Origin of the sequence: Anaerotruncus sp. DFI.9.16 (assembly GCF_024461615.1) — a bacterium.
Taxonomy (GTDB): Bacteria; Bacillota; Clostridia; order Oscillospirales; family Ruminococcaceae; genus Anaerotruncus; species Anaerotruncus massiliensis.
In genome coordinates, this window is record NZ_JANFZX010000018.1 from 39,232 (window position 1) to 49,843 (window position 10,612).

Here is a 10,612-nt window from a genome sequence, read left to right on the forward strand (position 1 = left end):
CTTCAGAAAGCGAGGTGTTCCCGTGGGACTCTTCGGAAACTACGCCAAGCCCGGTCCCGGCATCCCCAAGGACGCGCCCCCCAAAAGGGGGCTGGCACTCTTTTTCGACGTGCTGTCCCGCGAGTTTTTCGAGCTTGTCAAGCTGAACCTGCTCTACCTGCTCTTCTGCGTCCCCGTCGTCACCATCCCGGCGGCGACCACCGCGATGTGCCGGGTCACCCTCACGATGCTCCGCGACCAAAACCACTTCCTCTGGCACGATTTTTTTTCCGCCTTCCGGCGGGAGTTCAAATGGTCCACCCTGCTCGGCCTGCCGCTGCTCGCGCTGATTTTGCTCTGCGACGGGGCGCTGCGCTTTTACGGCGCGGCCGCCCTCACCTCGCCCGTCTATGGTATCCCCCTGTTCGCCGGCGGGGTGCTGCTCCTGCTGCTGCTCTGCGCGGCGCTCTACCTCTTCCCCATGCTCGCGCTCGTCGACCTGCCGCCCCGGCAGGCGCTGAAAAACACCCTGCTGCTCGCCCTGCTCTGCCTGCCGCGCAACCTGCTCGCGCTGGCCGTCATCGGCGCGCTTGGCTTCCTCCTGGCGGCCACGCTGCCGATGTCCCTCATCTACCTGCTGCTCATCGGCTGCTCCCTCACCTGCCTGATCGCCTGCTTCTGCGCCTACGGGGGGATCCGGAAGCATGTCCTCCGGTAACCTTCGCCATATGCCCGCCGTCCGCCTCAAAGCGGCGGAAGAAAGGGGCCGCCGAATGGGCGGCCCCTTTCTTTTCCAGCCCCTCCCGCGTTTGCAATCCGCGGGCGCGGATGGTATGATAAACGCAAGAAACCAACGGCGCCGCCCCGCGGCGAAAGAAAGGAATCCGCATGGAGCTTTTCCCGATTGAAATACGCCCCCCCTTCCAGCCCCCCTCGGAGGATGCGAAGCTGGTGCTGCTGGCGGACGGCGGCATCCATTTTGACGGCGCGGACCTGCGCCGCCACCTGTCGCGGTGCGTGCGCTATGCCAGGGAGCACCGCGTCCACCTCGTGAGCGGCCTTTTCGTGCACGAGGGGAACCTCTGCCTCTGCCTGCTCGGGCCCGACGGGCAGGCGCTCTGCCGCCAGCCCGCCCTGCACCTCTCCCTCCCGCTGCGGGGCGCGCTGCGCCCGGGGGAGCGGGCCGAGGTCGTGCACACCGAGCTGGGAAACCTCTTCCTCTGCGTCGACGCGGACATCTACCACCCGCAGGTCCTCCGGACCGCCGCGCTCAAGGGGGCGGACGCCGTCCTCTCGGTGCAGTGCCTCGACCCGGCGGAGGAGACCCCCGAGCGCGTCCTCTGCACCGTCTGGAACGCCGCGCAGAGCAACAACGTCTATGTCGCGAACTTCGCGGCGGGCGGCGCGGTGGTCTGCTGCCCCGCGCCCGTCACCCGCGCGGGGGACGGCTACCTGGTGCGGCGCACCGACGCGCTGCCCGTGCGTTTCGCGCTCAACATGGAGCGGCTCGACGAGATCCGCGCCCGGTTCGAGCTGATGGAACAGATCAACCCGGCGCTTGTGGAGAACTACGCCGCCGAACTGGGGAGGTAGCCGTATGTGGAAAGCGATTCTGGGGCTGCTGACCTTCCGGCTGTCCTTCGCGGCCACGCCGAAAAAGATCGCCGCCTTCCTTGAGGGCAAGGGGGAGACCGACCGGCGCAACGCCGAATTCGCCGCCCCGGAGGCGGTGCGCGGGGCGGCCGTGCAGCTTGCGCCCCGCGCCTACCGGGACTGGAAGGACTACGCGTCGGAGATCTACCGGCTGGCCAAATCCGCGGTCGACACGGGCGCGCAGGTCGTCGTCTATCCCGAGTACGTGGGGCTCGCCCCCCTCACGACCGTCCCCGGCTGGAAGCGGATGCTCCGCTGGTTGTTCGGCGGGACCCTGCCCGCCCTCGACGGCCCCTTCCCGCAGCCCGTGGACGGACGGCTGGAGCAGGTCGCAGCGGCGCTTCACGGCTACCTCTACGAGCTCTACATGTATACCTTCAGCACGGTCGCCCGCCTCCAGCACGTCTACCTCGTGGCGGGCAGCGCCCTCTTCTGGGAGGAGGGGCGGCTGATCAACCGGTGCGTCGTCTTCGGCCCCGACGGGCAGCCCGCGGGCGCGCAGGAAAAGATCTGCGCGATCGGGCCCGACCGGGCGCTCGGCGTCGAGCCCTCCGGGCTCATCGAGCCGGTCGAGACCGCCGTCGGCCCGATCGGCGTCGTGCTCGGGACGGACGCCTATTACTTCGAGTGCTTCAAAATCCTGCGGGAGCAGGGCGCGCGGCTCATCGCCGTCCCCGGCGTGGGCGGCGGCATCCTGCCCGACCTGCTGCGCTGCCGCGCCAATGAAAACGGCGTCTACGCGCTCTACGCCTGCTACGCCTCCGGCGGCGCGGCGCGGTGCGGCATCTTCGCCCCGTTAGACGCCACGCCGGGCAGAAACGGCGTGGTCGCCCTCGCGGACGGCCCGCAGGCGTGCGCGCTTGCGGCGCGCACCAACCTGGAAAAGCTGCACCTCGCGGTCATCGAGGGGGAGCCGAACGCCCCCTTCCTCGCGGAGGACTACCTGCACAGCTACCGCTACTGCGGCAAGCTGCCGCTGCTCGGCTGAAACAGAAAAAACCGCCTCCCGCGCCGCGGGAGGCGGTTTTCACGCCGCGCCGCCGGAGGGCGCGGAGCAAAAAAAAGACGAGCCTCGCGGCCCGCTGACAGGTGAAGTGATCTGGAGATAAAATCAAGGAGGGGGGATTAACTTAGAAACGCTGAGTTTCCAAGGAGTATTATAGCACGCCAGCCCTCCCAGTTGGTGAACAAATTGTGAACGGACACAAGATATTGTGTCCGTTTTGATATTTTTATCGACAGCTACGCAATCTTTGGAAGAAGGCGGAGAGCTCTGCCGCGCACGCCTCCGCGAGCACGCCCCCGACCACCTCGGGGCGGTGGTTGAAGGGGAGCGCGGCAAAGTCGCTCACCGAGCCGAAGCAGCCCGCCTTGGGGTCGCGCGCGCCGAACACCACCCGGCGGATGCGGGCGTTGACGATCGCGCCCGCGCACATCGGGCAGGGCTCGAGGGTGACATAGAGGTCGCACCGGTGCAGCCGCCAGCCGCCGAGCTTCCGGCAGGCTGCGTCGATCGCCTCGAGCTCGGCGTGCGCCAGCGCGTTTTTACCCGTCTCGCGGCGGTTGAAGCCGGTGCCGACGACCTCGCCGTCCCACACCGCAACCGCGCCCACCGGCACCTCGCCCAGCTTCGCGGCCTCCCGCGCCAGCTCGAGCGCGAGGGACATGTAGGATTCATCGGTCCGCATGTCGGTCACATCCTTGTAAAGCTCAGGTAGAAGATCCGCAGGTAGAGCGCCAGCAGCAGGAGCATCGGGAAGTTCACGAAAAACCTGCGGTAGCGGGTCCGCTCCCGCAGCGGGCAGCCGCAGGGGCGCAGGGAACCGTCCAGCGTGAGCTTCTGAAAGAGATACCAGAAGCCGAGCCCGCCGGCGCCCAGGTAGACGAGGAATTCCAGCCCCTGCAGGGCCAGCGTCCCAAGGTCGCTCATGTTGACGGTGACGATCGAAAGCAGGACGACCAGGAGGTTGTTGAGGAAGTGGATGGCCATGCTCGTCCAGATCGAGTTGGTCTTGACCATGAAGTAGCCGAGCGCCGCGCCCAGCAGGAAGGCGTTGGGGAACTGGACCATATTGCGGTGGAGCAGCCCGAAGAGCAGCGCCGACACGACGATCGCGAACCGGTCCCCAAAGGGGCGCAGGGAGCCGAGCACCACGCCGCGGTAGGTGAATTCCTCGATGAGGGCGGGCAGGGCGGTGGCGTTGAAGATGTAGAGCGCGGCGGCAGCCGGGTCGCCGGGGATCTCCATCGGCAGGTCGGCGGGCAGCAGCCCGAAGAAGGAAAAAAAGATCGACGCGGCCAGCGAAAGGAGCACCCCGATGACCGAAAGCCCCAGTACGACCGCCGCCGAGGCGGCGAGGATGGGCGGATGGGGCGGATCGTGCGGGACCTGCCGCAGCCGGAAGCCGAGCACCTTCGCGTAGGCGAGGTAGGGCAGCAGGAAGACGGTCAGGTAGACCGCCAGCGAGAAGAGCTCGTTGGCGATGGCGAAGCCGCGCTGCCCCGCGCCGGCGCGGTCGAGCGCGCCGACGATCCAGCCGATGACCGTGTCCGACTGGACGAGGTAGAGGCAGAGGATGTTGACGATGATGGTGAGCGAAAGCAGCGCGCTCTGCATCCGCAGGCGCGAGGCCGCCTCCGCCGGGCCGGGCCGGAATTCCGGCGCCTGCTGCGGGTATTGGCACATGGGCTTGTCCCCTTGTCTATCAAAAAGGCCGCGCGGGCGGCCCGGGTTTCTCTCCGCGTTATGATCGCACGGCTGTGGGGCCTGCGCGCCGCGCGCCGTTTGCCACGGGCGGACGCTGCCGGCATTCAGCCGATCGCCCGCGCTTATTATAACATAAACCGCGCGAAATGCGAACCCTCCCGAGAATTTACAATTCCGTCATCTTTTATCCTGCCCGGGCGGTTGACAAATTTCCCGCGAGCGGATATAATATCACTATCCTAACTGCAATAATTTAAATTACAGATTGTGAGGAATCCGCATGCAGGGCTTTGCCACCACCGAACACATCAGCTTTCTCCTCGTCTTCCTGGAGGGGCTGCTCTCCTTCTTTTCCCCCTGCGTCATCCCGCTCATCCCCATCTACGTCAGCTATCTCGCGGGCAGCGGCGAACGGGACGAAAACGGAAATCCCATCTACAGGCGGAGCCGGGTGATGCTGCACACCCTCTTCTTCGTGCTGGGAATCTCCTTTGCCTTCTTCCTGCTGGGCATCGGCTTCACCGCTGTCGGTACCTTCTTCAGCGGCCACCGCACCCTCTTCTCCCGCATCGGCGGCATCGTCATCCTCCTGCTCGGCCTCGTGCAGGTCGGCTTCTTCGAGCTGAAATTCCTCCAGCGGGAGCACAAGTTCCACCTCAACGTCGCCGGCAAAAAGATGACCCCCGTCGCCGCCTTCATCATGGGCTTTACCTTCTCCTTTGCGTGGACCCCCTGCGTCGGGCCCGCCCTCTCGTCGGTGCTCATCCTCGCCTCGGGCGCGAAAAGCGCCCTCGCGGGCAACCTGCTCGTGCTTGTCTACGCGCTCGGCTTCGTACTCCCCTTCCTCGCGCTCGGCCTCTTCACCACCCAGGCGCTCGGCTTCCTGCGCCGCAACCAGAAGCTCATGAAATACACGATCAAGGCGGGCGGCGTACTGCTCATCATCATCGGAATCATGACCTTCACCGGCTGGATGAACGGCATCACCAGTTACCTGAGCGCCCCGCGCATCCCCGATTCCGGAACCTCCCAGAGCGAGCCCGCGGCGCCCGTCTCCTCCGAGTCCCCCGCGCCGAGCGAGGCGCCTTCCTCCGAGGCGTCCTCACGGGAGGACGCCCCGCCCGCGCCGGTCGCGCCCGGCTTCACCCTCGTCGACCAGGACGGCAGCACCCATACCCTCTCCGACTACAAGGGCAAGGTGGTCTTCCTCAACTTCTGGGCGACCTGGTGCCCGCCCTGCCAGAAGGAGATGCCCCACATCGAGGAGCTCTACAAGGAGTACGGTGAAAATACCGGGGACGTGATCTTTTTGGGCGTCGCCAACCCCAAAACGGACGAAAACCCCTACGGGCAGGACAAATCGCCCGAGGAGATCGCGGCCTTCCTCTCCGACAAGGGCTACACCTTCCCGACCGTGATGGACACGACGGGCGACGTCTTCGCGCAGTACGGCATCAGCGCCTTCCCGACGACCTTCATGATCTCGGCGGACGGCACCGTCTTCGGCTACGCGCCCGGCGCGATGACCAAGGAGATGATGCAGAGCGTCATCCAGCAGACCCTCGACGGCAAGCGCACGGAATAATCGAAAAAGAGATAAGGGGCGGTTCCCGATGGGAACCGCCCCTTATGATCTTCCCTTTTTTCTTGAAAAAGGGAAGCGGAAAAAGCGCCTGAAGCAGGGCCTGCGGGCCCGGGTTAAGGGCTCCGCCCTCGAAAAAGCCCGGCATCCTCTGGATGCCGGGCTTTTTCTCACCCGCCGCCTATTGAAAAAGGCGGACGAAAACTTTTATTGAGGGGAAACAAAATTCAAGAGCGCGGCGCGCTCGTTCGGGCAGCGCCCGTCGATCACCGCGTCGAGCAGCGCCGCGAGCGTCCGGCCGAGCTCCGGCCCGGCGGGCACGCCCGCCGCGAGCAGGTCCCCGCCCTTCACCGCGAGCGTGTCGAGCGACCAGCAGTCGCCCTCCTCCAGCACTTCGCCGAGCGCGCGCTCCACGCCGGCGAGCGGTTCCCCGTACGCCGCGCGCATCGCGAGCAGGCGGCGGAAGGCCGCCGGCCCGAGCTTCCGCAGCATCCGCCGCACCGCCGGGCGGTCTTCCGCGAGCGGCGCTGTCCGGAAGGCGAGAAGGGCCTTTGCGGCGCGGATCGTTCCGCGGTCGAATTTGAGGCGGCGCAGGGCCGCTTCCGCGTCCGCCTCCGTGGAAAAGAGCATCGCCAGCCGCACGGCGGGATCGGCCGGCGCACGCCCGAGCGCGTCCGGGTCGCAGTCCCACCCGGGCAGGACCCGCGCGACCACCTCGGGGAACTCCCGCAGGACGCGGGGGGCGCCGGCTCCGCACACGAGCTTGACAAGCTCCGCCGCGATCCGCTCCGCCGACACCTTCCCAAGCCGCGCGCGGTCCGCGCGCAGGGCGGCGGCGGTTTCGGGCTCGATGGAAAAGCCGAGCGACGAGGAGAAACGCAGGGCGCGCAGGATGCGCAGCGCGTCCTCCTGAAACCGCCGCGCGGGGTCCCCGACGCAGCGGATCGATTTTCCGCGCAGATCGTCCGCCCCGCCGAACGGGTCGACGAGGCCGGTTTCCGGCGACCACGCCATCGCGTTCACCGTGAAATCGCGGCGGGCGAGGTCCTCCCGGAGGCTGCGGGTAAAGGCGACCGAGTCGGGGCGGCGGCCGTCGGAATAGGGGCCGTCCACCCGGTAGGTGGTGATCTCGACGGGCTCTCCGCCGACGAGCACGGCCACGGTGCCGTGGCGGACGCCCGTCCCGATGACGGGCGCCCCGGAAAACACCGCTTTCGTCTCCTCCGGCAGCGCGGAGGTGGTCACATCCCAATCGCCCGGCCTGCGGCCGAGCAGGCTGTCGCGCACGCAGCCGCCCACGACGTACGCCTCATAGCCCGCCGCGCGCAGGGCGCACAGCACATACGCCGCGCCGCGCGACAACGCCAATTCCATCCTTTTACCCCCAATCAAAAATTTCGCCCGCCTTTTTACACTGAGCCGCAGCGAAGCGTGTCGGAGGCCAACCGCCCGCAGGGCGGCTCTTGGGCCGGAGACAAGGCGGCGGGGCCGCAGGGCAGAGCCCCGCGCCGCGCTTCGCAAAGCACGGAACGCCCAATCCTTCAGGCATATTTTTCGCTTCCCTTTTACAAGAGAAAAAGGAAGATCAAAACAGGCCGCCGCGCGATGCGGCGGCCTGTTCCCGATTCATTTGAGCTTCACATAGATGAGCTTGACGCTGCTGTCGCGGGTGCGCACGCTCTTGATGTCGAAGAGGTCGAGCGACTCGATGAAGGGGGTGAGCTTGGAGAAGCCGAAGTTGCGCACGTCAAAATCGGGGTACCGTTTGACGAGCAGGTTGCCGATCGTGCCGATGAAGAGCCAGCCGTCCTCGTCCGAGTTTTCCGCCACGATCGTGCGGATCGCCTTTTTGATGGTGCGCAGGCCGGTCATCTGCTTTTCCTCCGGCTCGGGGCAGGGCTCGGGCGCGGGCTCCGGTTCCGGCTTGGGCTCGGGCTTCGGCTCCTGCTTGGGGGCGGGCCGGGCCTTCTCCTGCTTGGGCTGCTGCTTGGACTTTTCCGGCTGGGCGGGTTTTTCCGGTTCCTTCTGCTCGGCGGTCGCGAGGATGTCGAGGTATTTGAACCGGTTGCAGGCGGAGATGAACGATTTGGGGGTCTTGCGCTCCCCCATGCCCACGACGGTCATGCCGCTCTCCCGCAGGCGGGCGGCCAGACGGGTGAAGTCGCTGTCCGATGAGACGATGCAGAAGCCGTCCACCTGGCCCGAATAGAGGATGTCCATCGCGTCGATGATCATGGCCGAGTCGGTCGAGTTCTTACCGGTGGTGTAGCTGTACTGCTGGATGGGCAGGATCGAGTTGTCGAGCAGAACATTTTTCCACGAGACGAGCGCGGGGCTTGTCCAGTCGCCGTAGATGCGCTTATAGGTGGCGATGCCGTCGTTGGAGATCTCGTCTAGGATGATCTTGATGTATTTTCCCGATATGTTATCGGCATCGATAAGCACCGCGAATTTGCTGTCGCTTGCCATTCCTTCACCTCAATCGATCTAGTTCGGTCTTTGCGGGCCGTCTTGCGCGGCCGGATATTGGCTTTTGGCCGACGGCCTGCGTTTATTATAGCATAAATTCGCGGCGAAAAAGTCGTATCCGGGAAAATATTTGCACGGGGATGCGAAATCCCCCGCCCGCGGACGCGGACGGGGGATTCCAAAAGCCCGGGGGCTTATTTGAGCTCGATCTGGCGGGCCTGCGGCCGGGCGGGCACCTTCTTGGGCAGCTCGAGTTCGAGCACGCCGTTTTTATACGCGGCGCTGATTTTTTCGACGTCGATGCCGGAGACGTCGAAGCTGCGCGCGAAGGAGCCGTAGCGGCGTTCGCGGCGGACGTAGCCGTCCTCCTTCTTCTCCTCGCTCTCGGCCTTGTGCTCGGCGGAGATCGAAAGGGTGTCGCCGTTGAGGTCGATCTTGATGTCCTCCTTGTCGAAGCCGGGCAGCTCCGCCTGGAGGAGGAACTTGTCACCCTGGTCGATGATATCGGTGCGGATCTCGGAGAAGCTCGCCGGGAAATCGCTGAAAAACGTCTTGTCGAAGGCGTCAAAGAAGTTGGAGAGGTTTCTGGTTCTGCGTTCAAAAGGCATCAGGTCAAACATGATAAAATCCCCCTTTAGATGTTGTGTTTTCGCGTTGTTTAACCCAACTCACGAGTTCTGCGGATGTTGCGGCACATGGCGATCATCTTCTTTCCCGGCGCCCGTGCCCGGCGCTCGTTCTTGTTTCATTGGCTTTAGTATAACCCGGGATTGTTACAAAGCAATGCATCATTTATGAATAAACCGTGAATTTTTAGCACTCACAATATAAGAGTGCTAATTCGGCTCAATCTCCGCCAGCACGTCGGAAAGCGCCGCCGCGGACGCCTCCAGCGCCCGGTGCTCCGCCTCGTCGAGCGGGAAGTCGAGGATCTGCTTGATCCCCTCCCTGCCGACGATCGCCGGCAGGCCGAGGCAGAGGTCATGCAGCCCGTAATGCCCGTCCGCCAGCCCCGAAACGGGCAGCACCGAGTTCTCGTCCCGCACGATCGCCTCCGCGATCCGCCGCACCGCCTTGGCGATCGCGTAGTTGGTCGCGCCCTTGCGCTCGATGATCCGGTAGGCGCTGTTCTTGACCTCCTCGTAGATGCCGTGCAGCCCCGCCATGTCGGCGCACTTGCCGCACACCTTGCAGAAATCCGCGAGGTCGATGCCCGACACGTTGGCCGAGCTCCACACCGGCAGCTCGGTGTCCCCGTGCTCGCCGATGATGAAGGCGTGGATGTTGCGCGGGTCGACCTCGAGGTGCTCCCCGAGCAGGTATTTGAACCGCGCGGTGTCCAGCACGGTGCCCGAGCCGATCACCCGGGAGGCGGGGAAGCCGGACAGCTTGAGCGTCACATAGGTGAGGATGTCAACCGGGTTGGCCACCACCAGCAGGATGGCGTCCCGGTTGCAGCGGACGATCTGGGGGACGATCGACCGGAAAATCTTCACGTTTTTGCGCACCAGGTCGATGCGCGTCTCGCCGGGGGCCTGCGCCGCGCCCGCCGTGATGATCACCAGCCCCGCGTCGGCCAGATCGGGGTAGTCCCCTGCGTAGACGTTGACGGGACGCACGAAGGGCACGCCGTGGGCGATGTCCATCGCCTCTCCCTCCGCCTTCTTCTGGTCGATGTCGAGCAGCACCAGCTCGGAAAACAGTCCGCTGCCCAGCAGGGTGTAGGCGGTGGTCGCGCCCACCGCGCCGCAGCCGATGACCGCGCATTTCTGTAGATTCATGAGGGTTCCTCCTTTGGGATGGTTAATGTATACTATTTTTGTATATTATAGCACTTGCCCGCGCATCTGGCAAGCGCCGCCAATTGCTATTGTAAACGCCGCCCGCCCGAATATACCGCGCCCCGGCCCCGCGCGTCAAAAAGCGGCCGCGTGCCCCGGCCCCCGCGGCGAAAAAGCAGGGGTCCAAACGACGAACGTCGTTTGGACCCCTGTGCGCGTCTCCGACGCGCAAACCCGCCGTCCCGGCCGGAGGGCCGGGACGGCGGGTTCTTTTTCGCCGCGCGGGGCGGTTCACTCCGCAAAAAACGCGATGGGTTCGGGCGGCCAGCTGTGCACGAGCTCATAGGAGCGGTAGAGGAAGCCGCCGCCCGGCTTCTTTTCCACCGTGAGGCGCCCGACATGCATCGGGTGGTCGGGCTGGTCGTGGGGGGGGGGGGGGGG

11 protein-coding genes are annotated in these 10,612 nt (G+C 65.4%); 5 read left to right on the top strand and 6 right to left on the bottom strand.

What is annotated here, in order from left to right; translation table 11 throughout:
- Window positions 1-22 precede the first annotated feature (22 nt).
- The 3 genes from NE609_RS09100 to NE609_RS09110 all read left to right on the top strand — a co-directional run bounded on the left by NE609_RS09100 (window position 23) and on the right by NE609_RS09110 (window position 2,620).
- The gene (locus tag NE609_RS09100; protein WP_256152336.1) at window positions 23-697 is read left to right on the top strand and encodes a YesL family protein; all 675 of its coding nucleotides are present in this window, start codon (window positions 23-25) and stop codon (window positions 695-697) included.
- 170 nt (window positions 698-867) lie between these two features.
- Window positions 868-1,572 carry a hypothetical protein gene (locus NE609_RS09105; RefSeq protein ID WP_101553041.1) on the top strand — a complete coding sequence of 235 codons (705 nt, stop codon included), beginning with the start codon at window positions 868-870 and terminating at the stop codon, window positions 1,570-1,572.
- Window positions 1,573-1,576: 4 nt separating this feature from the next.
- Entirely contained in the window at window positions 1,577-2,620 is a 1,044-nt protein-coding gene (locus tag NE609_RS09110; protein WP_256152337.1) for a nitrilase-related carbon-nitrogen hydrolase, read from the top strand.
- 244 nt (window positions 2,621-2,864) lie between these two features.
- On the opposite strand, the gene tadA is transcribed toward NE609_RS09110, so the two are convergent.
- Both tadA and NE609_RS09120 read right to left on the bottom strand, forming a co-directional pair.
- A complete protein-coding gene (tadA, locus tag NE609_RS09115; RefSeq protein WP_256152338.1) occupies window positions 2,865-3,320 on the bottom strand; it encodes a tRNA adenosine(34) deaminase TadA in 456 nt (151 codons plus the stop codon).
- A 5-nt stretch (window positions 3,321-3,325) separates the two neighbouring features.
- Window positions 3,326-4,318 carry a CPBP family intramembrane glutamic endopeptidase gene (locus NE609_RS09120; RefSeq protein ID WP_256152339.1) on the bottom strand — a complete coding sequence of 331 codons (993 nt, stop codon included), beginning with the start codon at window positions 4,316-4,318 and terminating at the stop codon, window positions 3,326-3,328.
- 301 nt (window positions 4,319-4,619) lie between these two features.
- Here NE609_RS09120 and NE609_RS09125 point away from each other — a divergent pair, with 301 nt between their 5' ends.
- Together NE609_RS09125 and NE609_RS09130 are read left to right on the top strand one after the other, a co-directional pair.
- A complete protein-coding gene (locus NE609_RS09125) occupies window positions 4,620-5,924 on the top strand; it encodes a cytochrome c biogenesis protein/redoxin (RefSeq protein ID WP_256152340.1) in 1,305 nt (434 codons plus the stop codon).
- 28 nt (window positions 5,925-5,952) lie between these two features.
- On the top strand, window positions 5,953-6,135 hold the full coding sequence (locus tag NE609_RS09130; RefSeq protein ID WP_101553034.1) for a hypothetical protein: 183 nt from the start codon (window positions 5,953-5,955) through the stop codon (window positions 6,133-6,135).
- Here the strand turns inward: NE609_RS09130 and NE609_RS09135 are convergent.
- From NE609_RS09135 to NE609_RS09150, 4 genes are all read right to left on the bottom strand, one after another.
- The gene (locus NE609_RS09135) at window positions 6,129-7,295 is read right to left on the bottom strand and encodes a CCA tRNA nucleotidyltransferase (RefSeq protein WP_256152341.1); all 1,167 of its coding nucleotides are present in this window, start codon (window positions 7,293-7,295) and stop codon (window positions 6,129-6,131) included. The two genes, NE609_RS09130 and NE609_RS09135, sit on opposite strands and share 7 nt — an antisense overlap.
- A 252-nt stretch (window positions 7,296-7,547) precedes the next feature.
- Window positions 7,548-8,390 (bottom strand): NYN domain-containing protein, encoded by an 843-nt coding sequence (locus tag NE609_RS09140; protein ID WP_256152342.1) that lies wholly within the window; start codon window positions 8,388-8,390, stop codon window positions 7,548-7,550.
- A gap of 194 nt (window positions 8,391-8,584) precedes the next feature.
- A complete protein-coding gene (locus NE609_RS09145; protein ID WP_256152343.1) occupies window positions 8,585-9,010 on the bottom strand; it encodes an Hsp20/alpha crystallin family protein in 426 nt (141 codons plus the stop codon).
- Between the two features lie 216 nt (window positions 9,011-9,226).
- Complete coding sequence (locus NE609_RS09150) at window positions 9,227-10,171, bottom strand: L-lactate dehydrogenase (protein ID WP_256152344.1); 945 nt, start codon at window positions 10,169-10,171, stop codon at window positions 9,227-9,229.
- Window positions 10,172-10,612: the final 441 nt, after the last annotated feature.